General features: G+C 57.9%; 27 protein-coding genes and 1 tRNA gene. 15 read left to right on the top strand and 13 right to left on the bottom strand.

What is annotated here, in order from left to right:
- Nucleotides 1-138: 138 nt before the first annotated feature.
- From N434_RS02110 to N434_RS02120, 3 genes are all read right to left on the bottom strand, one after another.
- Nucleotides 139-327: a YegP family protein gene (locus tag N434_RS02110; RefSeq protein ID WP_065114613.1), complete on the bottom strand. Its 189-nt coding sequence runs from the start codon at nucleotides 325-327 to the stop codon at nucleotides 139-141.
- 85 nt (nucleotides 328-412) lie between these two features.
- Nucleotides 413-1,111: a type 1 glutamine amidotransferase gene (locus N434_RS02115; RefSeq protein WP_181423844.1), complete on the bottom strand. Its 699-nt coding sequence runs from the start codon at nucleotides 1,109-1,111 to the stop codon at nucleotides 413-415.
- Between the two features lie 133 nt (nucleotides 1,112-1,244).
- Nucleotides 1,245-1,694, bottom strand: a complete 450-nt coding sequence (locus N434_RS02120) for a DoxX family protein (protein WP_065114611.1) — start codon at nucleotides 1,692-1,694, stop codon at nucleotides 1,245-1,247.
- A gap of 133 nt (nucleotides 1,695-1,827) precedes the next feature.
- Here N434_RS02120 and N434_RS02125 point away from each other — a divergent pair, with 133 nt between their 5' ends.
- Entirely contained in the window at nucleotides 1,828-2,133 is a 306-nt protein-coding gene (locus N434_RS02125; protein WP_110755974.1) for an Rdx family protein, read from the top strand.
- Between the two features lie 119 nt (nucleotides 2,134-2,252).
- Nucleotides 2,253-2,339 (top strand) — tRNA-Leu (locus N434_RS02130).
- A 238-nt stretch (nucleotides 2,340-2,577) separates the two neighbouring features.
- Here N434_RS02130 and N434_RS02135 read toward each other — a convergent pair.
- Complete coding sequence (locus tag N434_RS02135) at nucleotides 2,578-2,988, bottom strand: pilus assembly protein N-terminal domain-containing protein (RefSeq protein WP_181423845.1); 411 nt, start codon at nucleotides 2,986-2,988, stop codon at nucleotides 2,578-2,580.
- Nucleotides 2,989-3,401: 413 nt separating this feature from the next.
- On the opposite strand from N434_RS02135, the gene N434_RS02145 reads away from it, so the two are divergent.
- From N434_RS02145 to N434_RS02185, 9 genes are all read left to right on the top strand, one after another.
- The gene (locus tag N434_RS02145; protein ID WP_110755752.1) at nucleotides 3,402-3,590 is read left to right on the top strand and encodes a Flp family type IVb pilin; all 189 of its coding nucleotides are present in this window, start codon (nucleotides 3,402-3,404) and stop codon (nucleotides 3,588-3,590) included.
- A gap of 116 nt (nucleotides 3,591-3,706) precedes the next feature.
- On the top strand, nucleotides 3,707-4,219 hold the full coding sequence (locus tag N434_RS02150) for an A24 family peptidase (protein ID WP_065114608.1): 513 nt from the start codon (nucleotides 3,707-3,709) through the stop codon (nucleotides 4,217-4,219).
- Between the two features lie 125 nt (nucleotides 4,220-4,344).
- Nucleotides 4,345-5,151 (top strand): Flp pilus assembly protein CpaB, encoded by an 807-nt coding sequence (gene cpaB / locus N434_RS02155; protein WP_110755755.1) that lies wholly within the window; start codon nucleotides 4,345-4,347, stop codon nucleotides 5,149-5,151.
- Nucleotides 5,148-6,731: a type II and III secretion system protein family protein gene (locus N434_RS02160; RefSeq protein ID WP_110755757.1), complete on the top strand. Its 1,584-nt coding sequence runs from the start codon at nucleotides 5,148-5,150 to the stop codon at nucleotides 6,729-6,731. The genes cpaB and N434_RS02160 overlap by 4 nt, the downstream gene beginning before the upstream one ends.
- Nucleotides 6,732-6,787: 56 nt before the next feature.
- Nucleotides 6,788-7,468, top strand: coding sequence for a CpaD family pilus assembly protein (locus N434_RS02165; protein ID WP_110755759.1), 681 nt, complete (start codon nucleotides 6,788-6,790; stop codon nucleotides 7,466-7,468).
- A 34-nt stretch (nucleotides 7,469-7,502) separates the two neighbouring features.
- On the top strand, nucleotides 7,503-8,786 hold the full coding sequence (locus N434_RS02170) for a CpaE/TadZ family protein (protein WP_110755760.1): 1,284 nt from the start codon (nucleotides 7,503-7,505) through the stop codon (nucleotides 8,784-8,786).
- Between the two features lie 33 nt (nucleotides 8,787-8,819).
- Nucleotides 8,820-10,292, top strand: coding sequence for a TadA family conjugal transfer-associated ATPase (locus N434_RS02175; protein ID WP_065114603.1), 1,473 nt, complete (start codon nucleotides 8,820-8,822; stop codon nucleotides 10,290-10,292).
- 15 nt (nucleotides 10,293-10,307) lie between these two features.
- The gene (locus tag N434_RS02180) at nucleotides 10,308-11,312 is read left to right on the top strand and encodes a type II secretion system F family protein (RefSeq protein ID WP_065114602.1); all 1,005 of its coding nucleotides are present in this window, start codon (nucleotides 10,308-10,310) and stop codon (nucleotides 11,310-11,312) included.
- A 9-nt stretch (nucleotides 11,313-11,321) separates the two neighbouring features.
- A complete protein-coding gene (locus N434_RS02185) occupies nucleotides 11,322-12,308 on the top strand; it encodes a type II secretion system F family protein (protein ID WP_065114601.1) in 987 nt (328 codons plus the stop codon).
- A 99-nt stretch (nucleotides 12,309-12,407) separates the two neighbouring features.
- On the opposite strand, the gene N434_RS02190 is transcribed toward N434_RS02185, so the two are convergent.
- The gene (locus N434_RS02190) at nucleotides 12,408-13,118 is read right to left on the bottom strand and encodes a tetratricopeptide repeat protein (RefSeq protein WP_161991636.1); all 711 of its coding nucleotides are present in this window, start codon (nucleotides 13,116-13,118) and stop codon (nucleotides 12,408-12,410) included.
- 256 nt (nucleotides 13,119-13,374) lie between these two features.
- Between N434_RS02190 and N434_RS02195 the strand changes: the two genes are divergently transcribed.
- Nucleotides 13,375-14,769, top strand: a complete 1,395-nt coding sequence (locus tag N434_RS02195; RefSeq protein ID WP_065114599.1) for a leucyl aminopeptidase family protein — start codon at nucleotides 13,375-13,377, stop codon at nucleotides 14,767-14,769.
- Nucleotides 14,770-14,812: 43 nt separating this feature from the next.
- On the opposite strand, the gene pncB is transcribed toward N434_RS02195, so the two are convergent.
- The 8 genes from pncB to N434_RS02230 form a co-directional block, all read right to left on the bottom strand.
- Nucleotides 14,813-16,117, bottom strand: a complete 1,305-nt coding sequence (pncB, locus tag N434_RS02200) for a nicotinate phosphoribosyltransferase (protein WP_065114598.1) — start codon at nucleotides 16,115-16,117, stop codon at nucleotides 14,813-14,815.
- A gap of 210 nt (nucleotides 16,118-16,327) precedes the next feature.
- A complete protein-coding gene (locus N434_RS02205) occupies nucleotides 16,328-16,687 on the bottom strand; it encodes a hypothetical protein (RefSeq protein WP_110755976.1) in 360 nt (119 codons plus the stop codon).
- Nucleotides 16,688-16,782: 95 nt separating this feature from the next.
- Nucleotides 16,783-17,634, bottom strand: a complete 852-nt coding sequence (locus tag N434_RS02210; RefSeq protein WP_110755762.1) for a C40 family peptidase — start codon at nucleotides 17,632-17,634, stop codon at nucleotides 16,783-16,785.
- An 18-nt stretch (nucleotides 17,635-17,652) separates the two neighbouring features.
- Nucleotides 17,653-17,997, bottom strand: a complete 345-nt coding sequence (locus N434_RS02215; RefSeq protein WP_065114596.1) for a MarR family transcriptional regulator — start codon at nucleotides 17,995-17,997, stop codon at nucleotides 17,653-17,655.
- A 37-nt stretch (nucleotides 17,998-18,034) separates the two neighbouring features.
- The gene (locus N434_RS25470) at nucleotides 18,035-18,355 is read right to left on the bottom strand and encodes a hypothetical protein (RefSeq protein ID WP_146227635.1); all 321 of its coding nucleotides are present in this window, start codon (nucleotides 18,353-18,355) and stop codon (nucleotides 18,035-18,037) included.
- A 6-nt stretch (nucleotides 18,356-18,361) separates the two neighbouring features.
- Complete coding sequence (locus tag N434_RS02220; RefSeq protein ID WP_065114595.1) at nucleotides 18,362-19,468, bottom strand: DUF475 domain-containing protein; 1,107 nt, start codon at nucleotides 19,466-19,468, stop codon at nucleotides 18,362-18,364.
- A 293-nt stretch (nucleotides 19,469-19,761) separates the two neighbouring features.
- Entirely contained in the window at nucleotides 19,762-20,679 is a 918-nt protein-coding gene (locus tag N434_RS02225) for a DMT family transporter (RefSeq protein ID WP_110755764.1), read from the bottom strand.
- A 125-nt stretch (nucleotides 20,680-20,804) separates the two neighbouring features.
- Entirely contained in the window at nucleotides 20,805-21,686 is an 882-nt protein-coding gene (locus N434_RS02230; protein WP_065114593.1) for a LysR family transcriptional regulator, read from the bottom strand.
- Between the two features lie 106 nt (nucleotides 21,687-21,792).
- Between N434_RS02230 and N434_RS02235 the strand changes: the two genes are divergently transcribed.
- The 3 genes from N434_RS02235 to N434_RS02245 all read left to right on the top strand — a co-directional run bounded on the left by N434_RS02235 (nucleotide 21,793) and on the right by N434_RS02245 (nucleotide 25,647).
- A complete protein-coding gene (locus N434_RS02235; RefSeq protein WP_110755766.1) occupies nucleotides 21,793-23,289 on the top strand; it encodes a CoA-acylating methylmalonate-semialdehyde dehydrogenase in 1,497 nt (498 codons plus the stop codon).
- Between the two features lie 227 nt (nucleotides 23,290-23,516).
- Nucleotides 23,517-24,587, top strand: coding sequence for a YjgN family protein (locus N434_RS02240; RefSeq protein ID WP_110755768.1), 1,071 nt, complete (start codon nucleotides 23,517-23,519; stop codon nucleotides 24,585-24,587).
- A complete protein-coding gene (locus N434_RS02245) occupies nucleotides 24,577-25,647 on the top strand; it encodes a M48 family metallopeptidase (protein ID WP_110755770.1) in 1,071 nt (356 codons plus the stop codon). Before N434_RS02240 ends, N434_RS02245 begins: the two co-directional genes overlap by 11 nt.
- The last annotated feature ends 22 nt before the right edge of the window (nucleotides 25,648-25,669 follow it).

The raw sequence follows: 25,669 nt of genomic DNA on the forward strand, positions 1-25,669 counted from the left end.
GCCCGGAGACCTCGAAACACAAATGCTAACGGAAGATTATCAAAAAAGACTGAATCTTATCTTTACGCCGACATCTGCCAATGCGCCCTTCATTTCTGGCAGGCGAAATGCTTCGAGTTCTCACGTTGGCGACAGTGCTCAGGCCGTCATGGTGGTCAGGTCAACGGTATCGGCGCCGGGGGAATTTTTCTTGATCGATTCGATTGCGTGAACTGCTGAAGCCTTGGCCTTGTATCCTTCCGATGAAAACATCGTTTCGCCGTTGGAAGCCTTGAAGCGAAAGCGATATTCCCCGGCCCTGTCCTGATAAATCTCAAATTTATACATGTTTCTGCGCCTCCTTCGCGCGACATTCAGCCCAGCCGCAACCTTCATACGCCTCAGCTTCATTCACAAAGGAAATCTCGTGCGTTTAAACGAGCCGCACCCAGGCGCGGGCAATTTCCAGCCCGGTTGCATCGGCCTTTTGCGCACGCATACCCCGGTGATCACCGTATTTCTCCAGCCAGCCGGGCGCCATTTTTTCCACCGAAGCCGGAAATGCCTCACACCAGCCGTCAACCACCGTCGTGGACGCCTCGAAATGGAACTGGGTGCCATAAACCGCCCGGCCGAGACGAAAAGCCTGATTGCGTGTCGCGCTATTGGTCGCAAGCCGCGTCGCCCCGGGCGGAAGCGTAAATGTATCGCGGTGCCACTGAAAAATCGGGAATATCCTGTCCAGCCCGGACAATAATGGATCCGACATCCCTTCTTCCGTCAGCGACACATCCTGCCAGCCGAATTCCGGCGGGCCGGCAAGAATATTCTCTCCGCCATAGGCGCGCGCCAGCAGCTGACTGCCGAGGCAGACACCCATTACCGCCTTATCGGCATCACCAAAGGCCTTCATCAAAAGCGCAAGCTGTGGAAGATAGGGATAAAGCGCGTCATCAAGGGCGTTCTGCTCACCCCCAAGAACAATGAGCGCATCATGTTCACCGGCATTGGCGGGAAGAGCCTCGCCCGCATAAGCGCGAATAATATGCACATCCGCTGCCGCCTCTTTCAGCGCGATGCCGAGCTGTCCATGGGGTGTACCCGCCATGTTTTCGATAATTGCAACGCGCATACGGCCTCTCGATGATGAGGGAAATTCAAACGACGCATCCGCCGTCAAATCCAAGCTTCACCACGAGAAAAACGGATTTTCAAGAGACCTGAACGGCGGCGGGGCGATATTCGACACGCCCCGCCGGCGGATTTCAGAATTCCCGCGACAGTTTTGCGTCGACGGAATGCCGGTTGCCACCACGAACCGCGAAGAACAGGAAGATAGCGGCCCAGAGGATCGACTTCTCGGCGCCGACCAGCCCTTCCGCTCTCAGTATGCCGTGCACATACACCGTTACGAGAAGCACGATCATGGCAGCAAAGGATGCCGGCCGCGTGAAGAGGCCGATCGCCACCAGAATACCACCGAAAAACTCCGTGGCAGCCAGGAGCGGCGACCAGAAGACACCGGGATAAAAGCCCAGATTTTCGACCATGCCGACAGCCCCGAACGGATTGACTATCTTGCCGAAACCATGGGTGACGAGGAGGAGACCCGCAGCGACGCGCAAAATGGTCTCCACCAGATCATGCGTGGCATTATAAAGCGGTGCGACAGCGGGAACGAAAAGACGCTGACGGTTATTGTCGAACTGGGCCATAGGATCTCCACGTTTCAGCCTTCGATGGCTTATCTGTTCGCAAAGCCCCATGGTAAGAACAAGCACGCGCCGGGTAAAAACATGAGTATTATAGTTGACATTATCGTGACCGGGCCCTGAAGGAGACGTGATCGTGACCGGAACCAAGCCGCACATAACCATTCGCTACTGCACACAATGCAACTGGCTGCTTCGCGCGGGCTGGATGGCGCAGGAAATCCTGCAAACCTTCGCCTCTGACGTCGGCGAAGTCAGCCTTGTCCCCGCAACCGGCGGCCTGTTCGAGATCACATTGGACGGAACCATCATATGGGAACGCAAGCGCGATGGCGGTTTTCCCGGCCCAAAAGAACTCAAACAGAGAATCCGCGATATCATCGACCCCGAACGCGATCTCGGTCACGTCGACAGAACGAGGCATGAAGGGCTCGACACCTGACCCGGCGACATGTTTCAACAACATCCGGCAAGTTTTTTCCCTTTAAAATCAATGATCGTCATAAAAGTTCAAAAAGTCTGTTGACACCGGGCGGCTGCCCTCGTACATCGCTCTCCGTCGCCCAGATGGCGGAATTGGTAGACGCGCCAGCTTCAGGTGCTGGTACTCGCAAGGGTGTGGAGGTTCGAGTCCTCTTCTGGGCACCATTCCTTTTTTGATCCTAGCCAGATCAATGACTTAGACGAAAAAACAGCAACATGCAGGTCTCCGGCAGAGCGCCGGAGAGCATGTTGTGTTTTTTCGGTCTGCCAAAATATTCGGCTTCGTCTCTCACCAAAAATGGTCAGCGCCTGCATAAGCGCGACATTTGTCACGCCGGCAAAATGCGGGCGGCTTCTTAGAGCGGAATCAATCCATTCGACGGCCGGTTTGGCCTCGCCGAGTTTAAGGCTGAGAGTCCTTGTCGCCACTGTTTTGCGAATGCTGTTCGCAATTCGGCGTGCAGGAAAGCACGGTTCGTTCCGTCTGGCGGAAAACGCGAACCGTATTGCCTTCATCGATGGAGACGAGAATGCGTTCATCGACGATCGGATTGCCGTTGGAATCGAGAAGCACGAGGTTTGTCGTTCCGAAACTGCGGCCAGTCAGGACAATCGTGGTGGCATCCGCGACGGTGGCATCGGCAACTTTCGAATTACCGACGATAACCTTGCTTACGGGACGATCGAGACGGAGAACGCGGGCATGGTTCATAGAAACACGCAATATGTCTTCCTGAGCGAAAACAGAATGCGACGAGCCTCCCATAATGACGCACAAGCCCACCACAAATTTCGCCAGTTTTCCGGATGACACGCGTTTGGCCCTTGTTCATTACCCGCACTTCACTGCGTCCAAGAATGCTCGGTTTTAGTGAATGAAGCGTTAAATGACGAAAATGCACGATTGCAGCGGTAACCATGCGCATCGCAAGTCATTCTCCACTGCCGCAAACCCGCACCAAAAATGAACATATATGTCTCATCTAGAGCGCGCTCTTCTCAAAACAGGAAACAGCTTGCAGCGGAATATATTCGTTTTCCAGCAAATATAAAAATACAGGCAATACTTTTTATCTTTGTTTACCAAGAGAAACTCAACATGCCGTTTACTTTGGATTAATCCTTTTTTTTAAGCGCTTGGAAATTGCTCGGCGGTAGTTTGAACGCAACCGAACAACGGAGAACAGTTGTCGGCGTGCTGAACCAAACAAGAGTTAGGAGATACTCATGACCAAGATTTTCGCTCGTTTCCTCAAGGACGAATCCGGCGCCACGGCAATTGAATACGGCCTGATCGCCGCGCTTATTTCCGTTGCTATCGTTGGCGGCGCTACGACCGTCGGCTCCCAAATCAAGCTCCTCTTCGAAAACATCGGTGACAAAATGACGGATGCTACAGCCAAAACAACGGGTTGATAGCTGCGACGTCCTTGGATGGCCACCCCTTAAGCGGGTGGCCATCTCAATATTTTTGGCATCCTCCTTACATTGGTTGCCACCCATGTAGGAAACTCCTTTGTGGAATTGATCCGATGGTTGTAGCAGCAATTTTTCTGACTCTGCCTTTGTGCGTCGCTTTTGCTGCACTGAATGATCTATTCAGCATGACCATACCCAACAGAATACCCCTTATATTGCTGCTTTCCTTCGTAGTGGTAGCACCATTGACGGGTATGGATTGGCAGACTTTCGCGATGAGCATTGCTGCAGCCACTGCGGTATTTTTAGTCTGTTTTGCACTTTTTGCGGCCAATGCAATGGGCGGCGGAGACGCAAAGTTGCTAACCGCAGCGACGGTCTGGTACGGTTTCAATATATCGCTTGTGGAGTTTCTGCTCGCAGTGACATTCCTCGGCGGCGTGTTGACAATCGGCATCCTGCTTTTGCGGTCGCGATCGCAGGAAATCATGGCAGCTGGCATTCCTATTCCGGATTCCCTGCTGGTAGCAAAAAAAATCCCCTATGGCATCGGCATCGCCGTTGCTGGCCTTTTGACTTATGGTGACGCGCCGCTTGTAAAAGCCGCCATCGCCAGTCTTTCCTGAACAAGTCACGGCGCTGACGGATTAAAGTCCCGTTAACCACAAATCCAAGCATAATATTAACTATAATTATACCAATCACGCGCCATCCTGACGGGAGAAGAATCTGATTCCCTCAAGGATCGAGCATGAAACCGTCGCGTATCGTCATTCTCTCCGTTGCCCTGGTTGCAGCCGGCCTTGCCGGTCTTGTCGCCATGCAGATTTCCGGTGCAAAGCAGGTTATCGAAAAGGCGGAAACGATCATCCAGAAAGAGCCGACGGTCAACGTTCTCGTTTCCTCGGTCAACTTGCCCGTCGGCAGCCGTCTGAATGACAGCTCGGTGCGCTGGACGCCCTGGCCGCAGGGCAATGTCGTCGACAGCTTTATAACCGAAGCCAAAAACCCCAACGCAATCACCGAACTAACCGGCGCCGTCGTGCGGTTGCCCCTGTTCGAGGGGGAACCGGTGCGGCCGGAAAAAGTCGTCGATTCCAGCACCCGCATCATGTCATCGCTTCTGCCGGCCGGAAAACGCGCCGTCGCCACGGAAATTTCCGTTTCAACCGGCGCGGGCGGTTTCGTACTGCCCAATGACCGTGTCGACGTCATCATGGTTCGCAAGGGTGAGAACGGAAACTTCCTGACCGAGAGTGTTTTGAACAATGTCCGGGTTCTCGCGATCGACCAGCAGATCAAGGAAGGCGAAGACGGGATTTCCGCCGTCGTGGGCGCAACGGCCACACTGGAACTGACACCTGAGCAGGCGAAGATCATAACGGTGGCGCAGCAGATGGCGGATCGCCTCACTCTCGCCCTGCGTTCGATCGCCGATGCACAGGAAAACGACACGCTTTCGGCGGGCTATCTTCTCAACGGCGGCTCCGGCCAACCGGAAATTCAGGTGATCAAATCCGGTTCGATCGTCAAGGGCAATCAGGGAGCATCACAATGACCGGGGGGCTCATGGCAAAGCGCGTTAAAAAACACCTGCGTTCATCGATGCTGGGCGGACTTGCATTCTGCGTGGCTTTTTCAGGCATTCCAGGCCCGCATTCGCCCGAGTTTCTGCGTCTCGGCGAGGCCGCGGCACAAAGTGCCAGCATCGTGCGCATCACCGAGAGTGGCTCGGGCATTCGCAAGCGCCTGAAACTCGGTCTCAACAAGGCTTTGGTCATCGACCTGCCCGAGGACGCCCATGATATTCTCGTTGCCGACCCCAGCCTTGCCGATGCCGTGACCCGCACGTCGAGACGAATCTACCTCTTCGGAAAAACGGTGGGGCAGACCAATATTTTCATTTTCGGCGAGGGTGGTCGTGAAATCGTCAGCCTCGATCTTGAGGTGGAGCGCGATATCGTCGGGCTGGAGACCAATATTCGCCGCTTTATTCCCGACTCCGACATCAAGGTCGAAATTGTTTCAGACAATATCGTTTTGACGGGGACGGTTCGTACACCGCAGGATTCGGCACGTGCAGTACAGCTTGCCGAAGCCTTTTTGAAGGGCGGTGAAGCCACCACCCGCAACATATCGCTGACAGGTGGCGACAATGGCGGAGACGCGGCGATTTTTGCCGAAAACCGCCAAGTATCGCAGATCGTCAATATGCTGACGATCGAAGGCGAAGATCAGGTAACGCTGAAGGTCACCGTCGCCGAGGTCAGCCGGCAGGTGCTGAAACAGCTGGGTTTCAATGGCTCCATCAGCAGTTCGACAAGCAATAATGGCTTCGAATTCGCAAATCCGTCCAATCTTGGAAATGCAATCAGCACTGCCTCACGAATAGCCAGTGGTTCGATCGGTTCCGGCTCACTGAACTTTGCCACCTATCTCAATGCCATGGAGCAGGCAGGCGTTGTACGCACTCTGGCTGAACCGAGTCTTACTGCCATCTCCGGGGAACAAGCCAAGTTCTATGTCGGGGGCGATTTCCGCGTGGCAGCCGATCAGGAAATTTCCGTCGACAAGGATACGGGCCAGCAGACCATAACGCGCACGACCGACACGGTCGACTACGGCATAACCTTGAATTTCCGGCCGGTCGTGCTTTCGCCAGGACGGATCAGCCTCAAGATCGAGACCAATGTTTCCGAGCCTACCTATGAAGGTAACGTGGTAACCGGAAATGCAGGCCGGAACATCCCGGGTTCGACTTATATGTCGATCCGCAAGCGCGAGACCTCGACAACCGTCGAACTTCCATCGGGTGGCTCGATCGTCATCGCCGGCTTGGTCCAGGACAATATCCGCCAGGCCATGTCGGGGCTTCCGGGCATTTCAAAGGTTCCGATCTTCGGTACGCTTTTCCGCAGCAAGGACTTCATCCGCAACGAAACGGAACTGGTCATCATCGCGACGCCCTATCTGGTGCGGCCAGTCGCGCGCAACCAGATCGCCCGGCCGGATGACAACTTCAATCCGGAAAACGATGCAGCCATGTATTTCATGAACCGCGTCAACAAGGTCTATGGCCGCAAGGACCAGGTTCAGGCGGCTCCTTATCAGGGATCGGTGGGGTTCATCTACAAATGACGAAACGCGCACGAAATCCCCTCTTCAGAGCAAGCCCGGCGGGGGCAGGAAACATCATGCAGGAAACCTCTTCCTTTTTGTCCATCAGACGCGCCGGTCTCGTCGCCATGGTTGCGCTCACCGCCGGCCTTCTGCAGGGCTGCGCGCGTGACCCTTTGACGACCAATGCCATTCCTGACGACTATCGCACCCGCCATCCCATCACGCTCTCGGAAGCGGAACATTCGCTGGACATTCCGGTTTCGGCAGGCGACAGCCGGCTGACCACGGCAATGGCGGATAATGTCCGCGGGTTTGCCCAGAATTACGCGTCCATGTCGACCGGCATCGTCAATATCCAGGTGCCGTCGGGGTCCGCCAATTCGGCGGCCGCATCAAAAATGGCGAAACAGATCCGCTCGACGCTTTCCGGCGCCGGAGTTTCTTCGGGCAAGATCATGGAAACCCGCTACGCCGCATCCCCGAATGGCGATGCTGCTCCCATTCGTTTGAGCTATGTGGCCGTCACCGCCATGACCGGGCAATGCGGTCAATGGCCAGAGGACCTTTCGGACAACACCTTTGCCAACAAGAACTGGTACAATTTCGGGTGCGCATCCCAGAGCAATCTCGCCGCACAGGTCGCCAACCCCATGGATCTGGTCGGCCCGCGTGGCATGAGCCCGATCGATGCGGAGCGCCGCGCGGTCGTCATCGACAATTATCGTCAGGGCAAGACCACGGCGACGCCGAATTGATGCGGCTCCAACATTTGTTACGGCAGGATAGACGATGAGCGCTGTAGAATACGATATCAAGGCAAGCGGCAGTGCAGACGCCGAGGCGCCCGTTCGTGCCGGGGACATGGATCGCCTGCGGCCCCTGCCCCGCATTTCCGTCCATGCCTTCTGTGTCAGCGACAATATGCAGGGTGTCATGGACGCATTGTCCGGCGACCGGCGCATGAGCAAGGTAACCCTCAGGGTGACCAAGGGAGACATCAACGCGGCCGCCACGATGTTTTCCGCCTCGCCGACGCCCAATCTCATTATTCTGGAGACGGCCAGCGCACCCGGCTCGCTGCTGGATGATCTGGCTCCGCTGGCAGAGGTTTGCGATCCCTCGACCCGCGTCATCATCGTCGGCCGGCACAATGACATAACGCTTTATCGCGATCTCATCCGCAACGGCATTTCCGAATATCTGGTCGCCCCGGTCAGCATGGCCGATCTGCTGGGCTCGATCGCGACGATCTTCGTTGATCCGGAAGCGGAGCCACTCGGCCGCAACATTGCTTTCATCGGTGCCAAAGGCGGCGTTGGCTCCTCGACGATCGCACATAATTGCGCCTTTGGCATATCCACGCTCTTTTCCACCGAAACCATTCTGGCGGACATGGACCTTGCCTATGGCACGGCCAACATCGATTTCGATCAGGACCCCGCGCAAGGCATGGCGGAAGCCGTGTTTTCGCCGGAACGGCTGGACGAGGTGTTTCTAGACCGCCTTCTGACGAAATGTTCCGACCACCTGTCGCTCCTGGCGGCGCCCTCGCTTCTCGACCGGACCTATGATCTCGATCGTCAGGCTTTCCTGCCGATACTGGAGGTCCTGCAGCGCAGCGCGCCCGTTGCCGTTCTCGATCTTCCACACCAGTGGTGCGACTGGACGCGGGCGGTCCTTGCCGAAGCCGACGAAGTGGTCATCACGGCGGTTCCCGATCTCGCAAATCTGCGCAATACGAAAAACCTGTTCGATGCGCTGATAAAATTGCGGCCCAACGACAAGTTGCCTCACCTCATTCTCAACCAGGTGGGCATGCCGAGGCGGCCGGAAATCGCCCCGGCGGATTTCCTTGAGCCCCTGGAAATCGAACCGATCGCGATCATCCCGTTCGATACCCAGCTGTTCGGCAGCGCCGCCAACAGCGGACGCATGATCAGCGAGATGGATGAAAAATCCCAGATCGCGGAAACTTTCTCGCAGATCGCCCATACGATTACCGGCCGCACCATACTGCGCAAGAGCAGACGCGGTGGCCTGGATAAACTCAAGAATATTCTCAAGCGCAAATAGGTCTTGCCTCTGCGCCCTTAGACGGAAACGCCGATGTTCGGAAAACGCGGGTCTGACGGCCCAACCAGAAGCACGAAGCCGGATCTGGCCGCACCTGTTTCCGTTCAGGTGGCGATGCCACCCGAGCCGCGTCCTCTTGCGATCGACACCTTGGAACCCGGCCAGTCACCCGCGACGCGGCAAGCGCAGGCAACATCGCAGTCACCGCAGAAAAAGCGCGCCCGCACGGAAGACTATTACAATACCAAGAGCCAGGTTTTTTCCGCGCTCATCGATACGATCGACCTTTCGCAGCTCGCCAAGCTCGATGCGGAGAGCGCGCGCGAGGAAATTCGCGATATCGTCAACGATATCATCACCATCAAGAATTTTGCCATGTCGATTGCCGAGCAGGAAGAGCTGCTCGAAGACATCTGCAACGACGTTCTGGGTTACGGACCACTGGAACCGCTTCTCGCACGCGACGATATTGCCGATATCATGGTCAACGGATCCGGCCAGACCTTCATCGAAGTCGGCGGCAAGACCATCGAATCCGACATCCGCTTTCGCGACAATGGCCAGCTGCTGTCCATCTGCCAGCGGATCGTCAGCCAGGTCGGCCGGCGCGTGGATGAATCAAGCCCCATATGCGACGCCCGCCTGCCGGATGGGTCGCGCGTCAACGTCATCGCGCCGCCGCTGGCCATTGACGGCCCGGCGCTGACGATCCGAAAATTCAAGAAGGACAAGCTCACACTTGACCAGTTGGTGCGTTTCGGGGCGATCACGCCCGAAGGTGCGACATTGCTCAAGATCATCGGCCGCGTCCGCTGCAATGTCGTCATCTCCGGCGGCACCGGCTCCGGTAAGACAACGCTTCTTAATTGCCTCACGAGCTTTATCGACAGGGATGAACGCGTCATCACCTGCGAGGACACCGCCGAACTCCAGCTGCAGCAGCCGCATGTGGTGAGACTGGAAACACGTCCACCCAATATCGAAGGGGAAGGCGAGATCACCATGCGCGATCTCGTGAAGAACTGCCTTCGCATGCGGCCCGAACGCATCATCGTCGGTGAAGTGCGCGGACCGGAGGTTTTTGACCTGCTTCAGGCCATGAACACCGGCCACGACGGCTCGATGGGAACGCTGCACGCCAATACGCCGCGGGAATGCCTCAGCCGTATCGAATCGATGATCGCCATGGGCGGTTTCACGCTGCCGGCGAAGACCGTGCGCGAAATCATCTCCGGATCGATCGATATCGTTATCCAGGCTGCGCGCCTGCGTGACGGTTCCCGCCGGATAACGCAGATCACCGAAGTGATCGGCATGGAAGGCGATGTCATCGTCACCCAGGATCTGATGCGATACGAAATCGAAGGCGAAGATGCGCATGGCAAGCTGATCGGCAGACATGTCTCGGCAGGCATCAGCAAACCCCATTTCTGGGATCGCGCACGTTATTACGGCGAAGAAAAACGTCTGGCGGCTGCGCTCGATGAAATGGAAAAGACATCCTAAGGGAAGGCGACCGTCATGGACCCCACAATCCTGTTACTGGCCGTACTTGTCGCCATTTCGGCAGGAGCGCTGGCTTACGCCTTCCTTTTTCAGCAGATAGAGGTCGAAAAAAAGACCACCAGCCGCTTCAAGCGGGTTCAGGCCGCCGAGACGGATCACGCCAACATCAAAGCGGCGCGCGACCGCGTGCAGGAACTCAGCAAGCGCCGTAAATCCATGCAGGACAACCTGCGGGAAATGGAAAAAAAGCAGAGTGAAAAGGCAAAGAAAGCCAAGAATGTCAGTTTGCGTGACAAGCTGGTTCAGGCAGGCCTGCAGCTTTCGGTTCGGCAATTCCACCTGATAAGCGCTGGCGCCGCCGTATTCTGCGCCCTTATCGCTATTCTCTACGGCCTGTCGTTGGTGCTCGCGCTGCTCATCGGGGTTGTCGTGGCATTGGGATTACCGCGGTGGATTCTGGCTTTTCTTCTCAAGCGCCGGCAGAAAAAATTCCTTGAAGAATTTCCCAATGCACTCGACGTCATGTGCCGGTCGATCAAGTCCGGATTGCCATTGAACGACGCCGTAAGGTTGATCGCATCGGATGGCCAGGAGCCGGTAAAAACCGAATTCCAGCGGATTGTCGATGCGCAACAGGTCGGTATCAGCATTCCCCAGGCAATCGAACGCATGATGCTTACGATGCCACTCTTCGAGGTCAGTTTCTTCGGCACCGTCATCAATATTCAGGCGCAGGCGGGCGGCAATCTTTCGGAAGCGCTGTCCAACCTTTCAAAAGTCCTGCGTGACCGCAAGAAGATGCGCGCCAAGGTCAGTGCCCTTTCGATGGAGGCGAAAGCGTCGGCGGTCATCATCGGCGCGCTGCCCTTCATCGTCATGATGCTGGTGCACTTCACGTCGCCAGATTACCTGTCCGTGCTCTTCACCGACCTGCGCGGGCACCTCATTCTCGGAGCATCGGGCATCTGGATGTTGATCGGCATTTTCATCATGCGCCAAATGATCAATTTCGATATCTGAGGGTGGGCCATGACAGGGAATCTCATCTCCAGCCTGACGGATCCGCAAACGATCATCGCCATTCTGGTCACTCTTGCGGTTTTCGCCACCCTCTACACCCTCATCATGCCGTTCTTCGAGCGCAAGGACTTCGCCAAGCGCATGAAGGCCGTATCGTCGGAGCGCGACTTTATCCGCAGCCGGGAGCGTGAGCGCATTGCAGCGGCCTCCAGAGATGGAAAAGCCTCGTTGCGCGGCAGCAACAACAAATCGGCCCGGCGTATCGTCGAAAAATTCAACCTTCAGGAAGCGCTGGCTGACGCCAATACGATGAACAAGCTGCGTGCAGCGGGTTTTCGTTCGCAGAACGCGCTCAACACATTTCTTGCCGCACGCTTCCTGCTGCCATTCGCCTTTCTTGCCATCGCGTTTACCTGGGTCTTCCTTCTGGGAAACCTTGCCGACAAGGCTTTCATCGTCAGGCTGATGGCTGTGCTGCTTTTCGGTTATGTCGGGTTTTACGCGCCCAATATCTATGTCTCGAACGCCATGACGAAGCGGCAGAGTTCGATCAAGCGCGCATGGCCCGACGCTCTGGATCTGATGCTGATCTGCATTGAATCCGGTGTTTCGATGGAAGCCGCGATGCGCCGTGTTGCGGAAGAAGTGGGCGAACAGTCCCCTGAACTGGCTGAGGAGATGATACTGACGACGGCGGAGCTCTCCTTCCTTCAGGACAGGCGCATCGCGCTTGAGAATTTTGGCATGCGCACACAGCTGGAAGGCGTCAAAAGCGTGGTGCAGGCCCTCATCCAGGCGGAACGATACGGCACACCGCTGGCTCAGGCGCTGCGTGTTCTGGCGCAGGAAGGTCGTGACGAGCGCATGAACGAGGCCGAAAAGAAAGCCGCCGCGCTGCCGCCGAAACTGACCGTGCCGATGATCGTCTTTTTCCTGCCGGTGCTCATTGCCGTCATTCTCGGCCCGGCCATCATCCGGGTTCTGGATACGTTTTGACAAAGAAAAATACCGCCGGTATTTCACCCGGCGGTACAGCGTAATTCATATGGCAAGATTTTTAGCCTGCCTATACCGGGCGGCCACATCCAAAGCGTATCAGCCCGCCGGCTTTGCGTCTTTTTTCGCCAGTTGCTGCCAGGAATTCTGCTGCGAGAGCATGGCACGCAGATAGCCGAGATTTGCCTGCGCCTGCTGCGGCGACAATTCCTGGGCCGCGATACGCTCGGCTTCGGCGAAACGCCCCTGAAGACCGACCACAAGCGCCAGATTCTGACGGACGCGGCTATCGGCGCCGGGCTGGGCGATGGCCGACTGCAGATATGTCTCGGCAGTGCGGGGATCGCTCGACAGGACATAGGACATGCCGAGGTTCGAAAGCACGCTTGGATCATTCGGCTTGAGGTCCAGCGCCTGCCGATATCGGGAGCGCGCATCGTTCGAGCGCCCGAGCTGATCGAGCACGGCGCCTTCGGCGGAATAAAGCCGCCAATCGGGGCGGTCAGGCGTCTGTGCCCGCTGTATGGTCGAAAGCGCCTGTTCCAGCTGACCGGCCGCCGCCTGCGCCTTGCCATAGGCGGCAAGCACGTCGCGATCCGCCGGATTGGCGATGGCAATCTGCTGCATCACGGCAAGCGCCTGCGTATTCTTGCCCGTCATCATCAGCACGCTGGCATAACTCATGCCGACCGACTTGTCCTTGGGGCTGCGCTCATAGGCTTTACCGGCAGTCTCCTCCGCCTGTCGCAACTGGTCCATGTTCATGGTGTCATAGGAACGCGTGGCTGCGGGAATGGAGCCGGTGGACATGCGATCCGGCTTATTGGTGCCCGCGCATCCGGAAACGGCCAGAACCAGCGCCGCCAGGCACACGCCGCGCAGCAATCCGGTCCGGCCTGTCTCGCCCAAAGAAAAAGCAGTCATGGCAGCGCCCCCGCCCAAGAATGATCGATCTTGCGCCCGACATACGACAGACTCACATGACGCAACTTTCGCTTAAGCAATAATCTGTTAACCCTAACAGAGCGTTAATCGCACCGATTCACGAGATTTACGGAAGCATACAATGGCGCCCTATCAGTTCATCGAACGCCCCACCCCTTTCAGCTCGAAGGCCGGCAGCACCTTGCCGGTTTTCGCCGTCACACCAGCCCATATTGAACAGGGTGCCATCGATCCTGTCGCTCTGGACTGGGCGAAAAAGGCGGGGTTCAAGGCGGAAGCTGGCGCCATCCTGCTTGTCCCTTCCGCCGATGGTTCGCTCGGCGGCGTGCTTCTCGGCCTTGGCGGCAATCCGTCCGAAATTCCCTTCATAACCGGGAAACTGGCCCGCGAGCTGCCGGAAGGCGAATGGCACATCGAGACCGCACCGTTGACGGCCAACCGCCTGGCACTCGGCTTTGGTCTTGGCAGCTATCGTTTTGACAAATACAGGACCACCAAGACCAACGGGGCAAGGCTTCTCATTCCGCAGGATGCCGAAGACGGCGAAATCAAGCGCATTCTGGCGGGCGTTTTCCTTGCCCGCGACCTCATCAATGTTCCGGCCAATGACATGGGACCGGACGAGCTTGAAATCGCCTTCCGCGCCCTTGCCGCCCACTACAAGGCAAAGGTCAGCGTCACCACCGGCGACGACCTGCTGAAAGAAAACTTCCCGCTCATCCACGCCGTCGGCCGCGCCAGCGAAAGCGCGCCACGTCTTCTCGAAATGAACTGGGGCAAGAAGGGCAATCCGCGCCTTACCCTCGTCGGCAAAGGCGTCTGCTTCGATACCGGCGGTCTCGATATCAAACCCGCCGCCTCCATGGCTTTGATGAAGAAAGACATGGGCGGTGCGGCCAATGTCCTCGGTCTCGCCCTGATGATCATGGATGCGAAGCTGCCGGTCGACCTTCGCGTGCTTATACCAGCCGTCGAAAACTCCATCTCTTCCAATGCCTTCCGTCCCGGCGACATCTACAAGAGCCGTAAGGGACTGACGGTACAGATCGACAATACCGATGCGGAGGGCCGTCTTGTTCTGGCGGATGCGCTGGCCTATGCCGATGAGGACGCGCCGGACCTGATGATCGACATGGCAACGCTGACGGGTGCCGCCCGTGTCGCTCTCGGCCCGGATCTGCCGCCGTTCTATACCGATGACGAGGATCTGGCCCATGATATCGCGGAAGCGAGCATCGATATCGATGACCCGTTGTGGCGGATGCCCCTTTATATGGGATATGACAAGGACATCCGCTCACGCGCGGCCGACATCACCAACGCGCCGTCAGGCGGCATGGCCGGTTCGATCACAGCCGCGCTGTTTCTCAAGCGTTTCGTCACCAATACCAAGCGCTGGGCGCATTTCGATATTTACGGCTGGTCGCTGAGCGAGAGACATCACTCATCGATCGGCGGCGAGGCGCAGGGTATCCGGGCGCTCTTCCACTACATCTCGCATCAATTCGCGAAATAATCACTTCCACGGGCGCTTCGTTAACCGGAGCGCCTGGTCTCGATTAAACCAGAACCTTCTGTTCCTTGTGGTCTTCCTCGCCGAAGAACTTCAGGTAACGTTCCACTTCGGCCGGTTCGCCCGTCGCTTTCTGCGGATTGTCCGAGAGCTTTACCGCCGGCCGGCCATTGGCATCGCTGACCTTGCAGACGATGGAGATCGGCTTGAGGCTGGCAATGGTTTTCGGCGCGCAGCCGGCAAAATCATTGGTCAGATTGGTGCCCCAGCCGAAGCTCATGCGTACCCGGCCTTCAAAATGCCGGTAGGTGTCGATAATGGCGTCGACATCGAGACCGTCGGAGAAGATCAGCATCTTCTTGCGAGGATCGCGGCCCATCTTCTGCCACCACTCGATGATCTTTTCCCCGCCTTCGATCGGCGGCGCGCTGTCGGGGCGAAAGCCCGTCCAGTCCGCCACCCATTCCGGCGCGTTGCGCAGAAACGCTGCCGTGCCAAAGGCATCGGGCAATACGATCAGCAGGTTGCCGCCATAAAGCCGGTTCCAATCCTTCAGAACCTGATAGGGCGCTGCCGCCAGTTCCTCGTTCGTCTGGGCAAGTGCCGCAACCACCATCGGCAGCTCATGCGCGTTGGTACCGACAGCTTCAAGATCGGAATCCATAGCGAGCAGGACATTGCTCGTGCCGGTGAAAGCAGGGCCGATGCCTTCCTTCAGTGCCTCGACGCACCAGCGCTGCCACAGGAAGCTGTGGCGGCGGCGGGTGCCGAAATCGGAAATGCGCAAGCCCGGCAGTTCCCGCAGCCGCTCGACCTTTTCCCACATCTTGGCCTTGGCGCGGGCATAAAGGACATCCAGCGTGAAATAACCGAGAGAACGCATGGCGCTGCGCGAGCGGAGTTCGTTGATGATCGCCAGCGCCGGAATCTCCCAGAGCGTCGTATCCATCCAGCGGCCATGGAAATTCAGTTCATATTGCCCGTCGCGCTTGAAAAGCTCGTATTCCGGCAATTGATAGCTCGAAAGCCAGGACAGGAATTCCGGCTCGAAAATCTGCGAGCGGCCGTAAAACGTGTTACCCGCAAGCCAGATGTTTTCCTTTTTGGAGAGACGCAGGGTGCGCGCGTGATCGAGCTGCTCACGCAATTCCATCTCGTCGATCTCTTCCGCCAGCCGCACGGTCTTCGTGCGATTGATCAAGGAAAATGTCGCGTCGACTTCTGGATAGAGCTTCCAGATCATCTGCAACATCAACAGCTTGTAGAAATCCGTATCGATCAGGCTGCGCACAATCGGATCGAGTTTCCAGGTATGATTGTGGACACGGGTGGCTATATCGGTCTTCGTCATACTCGCATTCCCCAATATCGGCCAAAGGTCAAAATAGCCGATGTCACTCCGCACGCGTGCAGGTACCAACCTGTCATGCCGAAGATTTATCTGAAAAAGCGACAACAAGTCCAGAGCAACGAAAGGGCAAATGCCTTCCGTTGCTGCTTGCGCATCGATTTTCCGAACGCCGTCTGAAGTTTTCGGCCCGCCGCCTTAAACCATGTCGCCTCAGAAGGTCGGGTCAACGGGATTGATGCCAGGATACCAGTCCTTCGAGACCGGATTCCTGCCGCCGAAGCTGGAAATGCCGTTTTCATCCGTGCAGCGGTAGCCCTGCATGGGAAGGCCCCGGCTGCCGAAAACATCCCGGTAGGGACCTCGGGAATATCCGGTAACGCCAAGCGCGCTATGGCAGGTGTAACGGACCTTGGGTTGCAGCGTTCGCGGATCCTTGACGCCGGGCAGATTCGCATAGGCGTCAGGCGCCGGGGCGAAACCATTCTGGAAAACCGTCTGCGCCTCTGCCGCACCGCTCGCCAGAACCGCCGCGAGGATGGCAGCCAATCGTGTCGCTGTTCTTGTCTTCATCGATGCCTGTCCCGTGCTTTTATCCATGGGATGTAGGCCGTCGGCGCTCTTCCTACAAAGGGCGGGGCGGGCACAATTTCGTGAAAGCCGCCTTCTCAGCCCTCCAGGCGGCGAAACGCCGTCGGCTTTTCATAAAGCCAGCCGATACGCTCGATGGCCGCATCGAGATTTTCGCGTGCGACATTCATCGTATGACCATTGGCATGCAGCAGGGTTTCTTCGTTCTCCATGAGGCCGACATGGCCTTTCCAGAAAACGAGATCGCCGCGGCGCAATTCGTCACGCTGTATTTCCACACCGAGCGACTTCACCTGCATGTCGGTATCGCGAAGAACCCGCCGACCCGTCATCGCCATGGAAAGCTGGACGAGGCCGGAACAATCGATGCCGAAACCCGAGCGTCCGCCCCACAGATAGGGCGTCTCGATGAAACGTAACGCGACAGCGACGTAGTCGTCGTCACAAGCGGCATCGACGGTCTGGCAATGACCGGCGATGATGCCTTCGCCCTTGTCGGTCATCAGGTAACGGGTGCCGCGAGTTTCCGCCTCACCGACGATACGGACAAGGCTGCCCATCGACAGCGCCGCCACCGGCGGTTTGCGCAGCTCGGCCGAAGGATAAAGGAAGGTGCGCGGCGCGATGACGCGGTGGGTCGCGGCAACGACATCACCGATGGCCGTTTCCGGCACGTAACCGGCGTAACCATCGGCATCCGCCTGCACCCATGCCCAGCCGTTTGCCCTATCGAAAACGCGCACCGTTTCGCCAAACAGCAGCTCGGTGTCGATGCCGGCGATAATATCGGGCGTCGGGCGCAGGCCGATCACCGGTGCCACGATCTGCGCGGGAGTGCCGCCGACAAAACGTTCGGCCTGCACCACGCCCTGCAGTTTTTCATCGGCGAGATCGGAACGGAAAACATTCAGGCGGCGGTCGAGCATCATAGGTTTCACGTCCTGAGGTTAGATCTTACGCGCCTGATCAATAACCAGATCGCCAAATTTTTCCAGATAGAGCGCACCTGCGACGGTACGTTTTATCACGACATTGCGCCTGTCCCGCTCATCGCGCACCCTGTCGACCAGCCCAAGCGCCCCGAGACTGTCAAGTGCGCGGGTGATGACCGGCTTGGTTACGCCCAGCATCGCGGCAAGCCCCCGGACGGTGTGCGGCGGCGGCACGAGATAAATCTGCAGCAGGATGGCAGTCTGGCGCAAGGTCAAATCCGGTGCATCGGCGATGACCTGCGTCATGGAAACACGATGCCAGAGTCCCAGAGCCTCCGAGGGTGACAATTGTGCAGGCAAGCCGGTAACCCTCCAGTCGTTGTCCTACCGTTTTCATTCAACGGAAGGCAAAACTCAAGAACCATGCACACAAACAAACCGCCGCGCTGTTGGGACCCGACAGGTCGAACGGCGCGGCGGCGTTTTTTTGACCCGTTTTCCGGGCTTCCAACGTCCCCTCTGGACTTGTGACAGGAGAAGCAGGAAGCATGCCAGTTTTATTGCGGCGCACAAATTCAAGGTAAAACAAATACTTGCCATACCATCGCGGCGCTATGGCCAATTTTTCCGCAACGAAGGAACAGCAATAAAAATAAGCAAACGGGAATTCAATGCTTAAAAACTGCCTTCCGCCATGACGGCGGAAGGCGGGGATCATAGTGGATCAGATTTCCGCACCGCGCGCCGCATCAGCGGCACCGGCACTTTGCTGCCGGTTATGCCGGATCGATGACCAGAGCGAAATGCCGATCAGGGTCGCGCCACCAAGGCCGGTGATGACCTCCGGTATATGGAACATGGTCTGCACATACATGATGATCGACAGGATCAGGATCGCATAAAAAGCGCCGTGTTCCAGATAACGGTATTCGGCAAGCGTTCCCTTCTCCACCAACATGATCGTCATCGAGCGCACATACATGGCGCCGATGCCGAGGCCGATGGCGATGATGAACAGGTTCTGCGTCAGCGCGAAGGCGCCGATAACGCCGTCAAAGGAGAAGCTGGCATCAAGAACTTCGAGGTAGAGAAACGCACCGAAGCCGCCTTTCGCCGCGCCTTCCAGCATTTCCTGGCTGCGGTCGAGAATGCCGCCGACAACTTCCACCAGCAGGAAGGTCAAGAGACCCCAGATCGCCGAATGGAAGAAGGTGTTGGCCGCGACCGGACCGAGTTCCGGATTGTCGCTCGCGCCGATGATGCGGGAAAAGATCAGCATGACGACAAGCACAAAGGCGATTTCAATCCCCTTGACGGAGGAATAGGCCGCTGCCTTTTCCTCGATCCAGCGCACCCAGTGCACGTCCTTTTCATGGTCGAAGAAGAAGTTGAGACCAACCATCATCAGGAAGGTACCGCCGAAAGCCGCGATCGGCAGATGGGCGTCACGCATGATTTCCGCATAACGTTCCGGTTGCGTCGCCGCCATGACGATCGCCGTCCAGGGGCCGACATTGGCGGCCACGACGACGATGAGCAGCGGGAAGACGATACGCATGCCGAAAACGGCGATGAGAATACCCCAGGTCAGGAAGCGGTGCTGCCAGACCGGTGTCATGTCCTTGAGCTTATTGGCATTGACGATGGCGTTGTCGAAGGAGAGCGAGATTTCCAGCACCGCAAGAACGACGCAGATAAAGAAGATCGTCGCCGTGCCGCCCACCGTTCCGGTCATTTCCCAGCCAAGATAGCCGCCAAGGATCAGACCGACGACGGTGACGATAAAAGCCCACTTGAAGTAGGAAAGCGTGGTTTTCTGGGCGGCGCTCATGTCCGGTCGCCTCCGATAACGAGGGCATACACGGACCGACGCGGAGCGTCAGGCCGCACGCAGAAAGCACGCGCGCGAAGCACATTCAGGTTTTTCATAGTTTTTAATCCGCCGGCCAATTTTTGCAGGCGGTACCGACATCACGAGAGCGCCGTAAAACTCTCGCCAGAGGGGCCCGGCACCTTTGTTTCCTCTGCCCTTGCGAGACAAATCATCGCAGGGCCCTCTCTTACTTCCCGAAGATCACGCCGTCGTCAAGTCCCGTGATCGTGTCGGCGGCGGCCAAAGCAGGATCAGACCTGCTCCGCGGCCAGTCCTTCGGCAGTTTCGCGGCGGCGTTTGAGCGTATTTTCACGGAAGAAAATATAGAGGCCGGACAGAACGATCAGACCCGCGCCGACGACGATGCTCGTCTGCGGCACATCGCCGAAGAACAGCCAGCCGAAAATCACCGCCCAGAGCAGCAAGGTATATTGCAACGGCGCGACGGTGGCCGCATCGGCCAGTTTAAGCGCCCGGTTGACCAGCACATGCGCGGCCATGGCGACCACGCCGAGCAGGCCGAGGAAGGCAAGATCGAAACCGGACTGCACCGGCGACCAGCCCGATGGCGCAAGAAACACCGCAACGATGCCGGCAAGCGCCGCTCCGATGATCTGCCAGAAGGCAAGCACCGTATCCGGCGTATTGCGCAGCTGGCGGCCGGACAACATCATGAAAGCGAAGGCGGCGCTGCCGAGAATGGAAAAGAGTGCCGCGGAGGTGAGGCTTGCCGAACTGGGTTTGAGCGCGATGAGAACGCCGACAAAACCGATGGCGATGGCCGTCCAGCGGCGCCAGCCGACCTTTTCCCCGAGCAGAAACGGCGAGAGCGCCGCCACGTAAATCGGAGCGGCAAGCCAATAGGTCATGACATCGGCCAGCGGCAGGGCGGCCACGGCGAAATAGAAACAGAAGAGCTCGGCCGTGGAAAAGAACACGCGCGCCACCTGAAGGCCTGGCCGCTCGATATTCACGAGGCCGGAAAGGCCGGCTCTCCAGACGATCGGAACGAGAATGACAAGCGCTGCCGCACTTCGGATGAGAATGACCTGACCCTGGCTATAGGTCGATACCAGCCATTTGCCCATGGCGTCGTTCAATGCAAAAAGCAGCATTCCAAGCAGCATGACGGCCACGCCGAGGCCGGTCGGCGAAAGCTTTTTTATCATAGTCGACATGTCAGGTTCCGATTTCTCCCAATGGCTGCATTGGTCGTCCAGCCAGCAGCCCTTTGTCAAGCCCGGAAGCAGCCGTCTCGCGCAATTAATATTACTAATAGCCGGACCATCGGATATCAGGTGAAAATTCGCCTTTCTTCGGCAACGAGTTCCTGCAGAAAATCGACCACGGTACGGACGCGGACCAGTTGTCGGGCGGACTCGTGATAGGCCGTCCAGTAGGACCGGTTTATGCTGAGATGCGGCATGATCCGCCGAAGCTCGGCATATTGCCCGGCGATGTAATTATGCAGGATGCCGATGCCTGCGCCCGAGCGCACCGCCTCTGTCTGGCCCGTGGCGCTGGAGATTTCGAAGGCGGCATCCCAGTCGCGCATGATCTCGCCGGTATAGTTGAGCGACGGTGAAAAGATCAGGTCTTCCACATAACCGATGCGGCGGTGGCGCTTCAGCGCTTCGACATCGGCCGGCGTTCCATATTCGGCCAGATAATCCGCAGAGGCATATAGACCCAGCGAATAATCGGTCAGTTTCGAAAACATCAGGCGGCCCTGCTCCGGCCTTTCGATGGTGATGGCGATATCGGCCTCGCGCTGCGACAGGGAGAAAGAACGCGGCACCGGCACGAGCTGGATTTTCAGGTCGGGATACCGCGCCGTCAGCCGGCCGAGCCGTGGCGCGAGGAAAGATACACCAAGACCATCCGGCGCACCGATGCGCACCGTTCCCGCCACCACCGTATCGACTCGGCCAAGATTTGCCTGGGCATTCAGCATTTCGGTTTCCATGCGTTCGGCCCCGGCAAGAAGGCGCTGGCCCTCCTCCGTCAGCTCGCAGCCATTGGTGCTTCGCAGGAAAAGCTGCGTGCCGATCGCCGCTTCCAGCGCGGAAATCCGCCGGCTGAGGGTAGCATGGTTGACACCAAGCTTCCTGGCCGCCGACAGAAACTGGCCGCTTCGCGCGACGCTTAGGAACAAACGCACATCATCCCAGTTCATTGGCCCCTCCTTGTGTCTATTTTTGCACAATGGATGCTTATTTCAGGCGATTGATTTGTGCAAATCGAAAGGTAATGCTGCGCCATCATAATCTGGAGGAAAACCCATGAAGGAAATCGGTCATTTCATTAACGGCAAGCATGTGCCTGGCACCAGCGGCCGCACATCGAATGTCTACAATCCCGCCACGGGCGAAGTTCAGGCAACCGTTGCGCTTGCGAGCGACGCCGAACTGCGCGCCGCCGTTGAAAGCGCCAAGGCTGCGCAGCCGAAATGGGCCGCCACCAACCCGCAGCGCCGCGCCCGCGTCTTCTTCAAGTTCGTCGAACTTCTGAACCGCGATATCAACGAGCTGGCGGTGCTGCTGTCCAGCGAGCACGGCAAGACCGTCGAGGATTCCAAGGGCGATATCGTTCGCGGCCTTGAGGTCTGCGAGTTCGTCTGCGGCATTCCGCATCTGCAGAAGGGCGAATTCACCGAGGGCGCCGGCCCGGCCATCGACATGTATTCGATCCGCCAGCCGGTTGGCATCGGCGCGGGCATCACCCCGTTCAACTTCCCCGGCATGATCCCGATGTGGATGTTCGCCCCGGCAATTGCCTGCGGCAACGCCTTCATCCTCAAGCCTTCCGAGCGCGACCCGTCGCTGCCGATCCGCCTCGCCGAACTGATGATCGAGGCCGGTCTTCCGGCGGGCATCCTCAACGTCGTCAACGGCGACAAGGGCGCTGTCGACGCCATCCTGACCGATCCCGATATCGGCGCGGTTTCCTTCGTTGGCTCGACACCGATCGCCCGCTATGTCTACGGCACCGCTGCCATGAACGGCAAGCGCGCGCAGTGCTTCGGCGGCGCGAAGAACCACATGATCATCATGCCGGATGCCGATCTCGACCAGGCCGTGAACGCATTGATGGGCGCGGGTTACGGCTCGGCCGGCGAGCGCTGCATGGCGATTTCGGTTGCGGTTCCCGTTGGCGAAGAGACGGCCAACCGTCTCGTTGAAAAGCTTATCCCGCAGATCGAGGCACTGAAGATCGGCCCCTATACCGACGACAAGGCCGATATGGGCCCGCTCGTCACCAAGGAAGCGCAGACGCGCGTCAAGGGCCTGATCGACAGCGGTGTCGCACAGGGTGCGAAGCTTCTGGTTGATGGCCGCGACTTCAAGCTTCAGGGCTATGAAGACGGCTATTTCGTCGGCGGTTGCCTGTTCGACCACGTCACCCCCGATATGGACATCTACAAGACGGAAATCTTCGGACCGGTTCTGTCGGTCGTTCGCGCCAAGAACTACGAGGACGCGCTCGAACTGCCGATGAAGCACGAATACGGCAACGGCGTCGCGATCTATACCCGTGACGGCGATGCGGCCCGCGATTTCGCCAGCCGCGTCAATATCGGCATGATCGGCGTCAATGTTCCGATCCCGGTTCCGCTTGCCTACCACTCCTTCGGCGGCTGGAAGGCTTCCAGCTTCGGTGACCTCAACCAGCACGGCACGGATTCGATCAAGTTCTGGACGAAGACCAAGACGATCACCTCGCGCTGGCCGTCCGGCATCAAGTCCGGTGCCGAATTCGTCATGCCGACGATGAAATAATCGGGAAAGCCCGTAAACAAGACAAAAGCCCCGCTGCAAAACAGTGGGGCTTTTTTTGATTAAAAAGACGACTTAAAAAATCAAGTTTCTTTCATCAAGATAATTCCACTTAAAGCTGTTATGGCGTAAAAGAGCCGTTGCGGCGTGGGGACGCTGCCAAACCGACGATAACGGGGAAGCTTGCAAACTCAATCTGCCCGGAGAGGGGCATGTCATGAGGGACTATTATGAGTGATATCTCTGTCAGCGCGGATCAGCGCGCACTCGAACGCGGCTCATTCAGTGGAAATGCCAAGGAATATTTCGGAATCTGGATCGTCAATATTCTGCTGACGATCATCACGATCGGCATCTATTCCGCCTGGGCGAAGGTGCGCCGCAAGCGTTATTTCAATGGCAACACCGTGCTGGCGGGCCGCGCCTTCGGTTACCACGCCACGGGCGGACAAATCTTCAAGGGACGGCTCATTGCCTTTGCCTTCATCGTCGTCTCGCAGCTTGTCGGTCTCATCCATCCGTACCTGGTCTTCGTGCCGGCAATCCTGCTGATGATCTTCTTTCCATGGCTGATTACGCGCAGCATTCGTTTTAATGCGCGGGTGACAAGCTATCGCAATGTGCGTTTTGATTTCGTCGGCACTGCAGGGGGCGCTTTTGTCTCCATCCTGCTCGGCAGCCTCGTTGCGTTCTTCTCCTTCGGCATTCTGGCGCCGCTGTCCAGCCGTTGGGCGAACCGCTATATTTTCGGCAACCTGCGTTATGGTGACCGGCCCTTCAGCGCCGACCCCAGGATCGGCAAGCTCTACCGGGTCTGGATCATTCCCGCGATCATGGTGGTGATCGGTGGCATCGTGGTTGGCTTCTTCGGCCTTGCCGCCTTTGCGGCCAACAGCGCTATGCTCGAAGACGAGACGACAGCCATGGCCACCGCGCTGGCTTCGCTCTATGTCGGAGTTTTCGGCGCATTTCTGGTCTATGGTCTTGCGGGTGTCGTCTATCGCACCGGCGTTCGCAACGTCGTCATTTCCTCCATGCTGCTGGACGGCAAGCACGACCTGCACAGCGACCTTCATCGCGGCCGCTACCTGTGGATCATCATCTCCAACCTCATCGTCACAGTCTTCACACTTGGCCTGATGCGGCCATGGACGGCGGTGCGCGAGGCGCGTTACACCGTGGAACGCACGGCAATCCGCTTCAACGGTGACGTGGGCGAAGTCCTCTCATCGATGGAAGCTACCGGTGCCGCCGTCAGCGCCGAATATATGGATATGGAAGGTTTCGAATTTGGTTTCTGATACCGGAGAAACCGTTTCGGGCGAGTGGCATGCCGCTCGCTCCAGCCTTTCCAGCGCCGCCAGGCTGAAGCTTGGCGGCACGGTTCTTCTCGTGCTCGACACGAAGGACAACCACGTCAGAACCCAGGCCGAGATAAAAGCGGTCGAGATCAGCCACCGGGTTGGCACCATCCCCCGGGAGTTGCATTTTCCCGATGGGTCGCTGTTTGAAACACGCGACAATGACGGCGTGGATCGTCTGCTCGGCCAGCACATTGCCAAACGCGCCGGTTTCGTAAACTGGCTGGAACAGTTCCGCCTGCGGCTGGTCGGTATCACCGCCGCGGCCGTTCTTCTGGCCTATGGCACCTACAAGCTGGCACTTCCGGCGCTGGTGGAGCTGGCCGTCGCCGTAACACCGCCGATCGTTCCGCAAATCATGTCGGCCAGCACCATGCAGGCTCTGGACCAGGCAGTGTTTTCTCCAAGCGGCCTGCCGCGGGAAGAGCAGGATGCCATCCGTGCGGAATTTGCCCGGATCGCCGCCCATGCGGAAGGTTCACCCGAGGACTACAAGCTGAATTTCCGCAAGGGCGGTTATATCGGCCCCAACGCCTTCGCGCTGCCGGACGGGACGCTGGTCTTGACGGATGAGCTGGTGGAGCTGGCGGGGGACGACAGACAGATGATTACCGGTGTCCTCGCACATGAAATCGGCCACGTGGAATATGAGCACAGCCTGCGGCAGCTTTATCGTGCCGCCGGTGTCGCAGGTCTTGTCATGCTGATCGCCGGCGACGTCGGTTCGGCGATGGAGGATATTCTCACTCAGGGCGGCGGCCTTCTGGCGCTATCGCATTCGCGCGATGCCGAACGGCAGGCGGACCAGCGCTCTGTCGAACTGATGCGCGAGGCAGGGCTCGACCCCACCGCCATCGAACGCTTCTTCGCGCTGCTTGAGGAAAAACTGGGCGACAAGGGTGGCACCAGCATCGTCTCCACCCATCCCGGAACGCCGGAAAGGCGTAAAGCGATCCTCGACTACAACGCTTCACTCGATAGCAAACCGGCGGGCAAATGACCCGCCGGTAATATCGACACTT

It is taken from the genome of Rhizobium sp. UGM030330-04, assembly GCF_003208455.1.
In the GTDB taxonomy this organism is placed as follows: domain Bacteria; phylum Pseudomonadota; class Alphaproteobacteria; order Rhizobiales; family Rhizobiaceae; genus Agrobacterium; species Agrobacterium rhizogenes_A.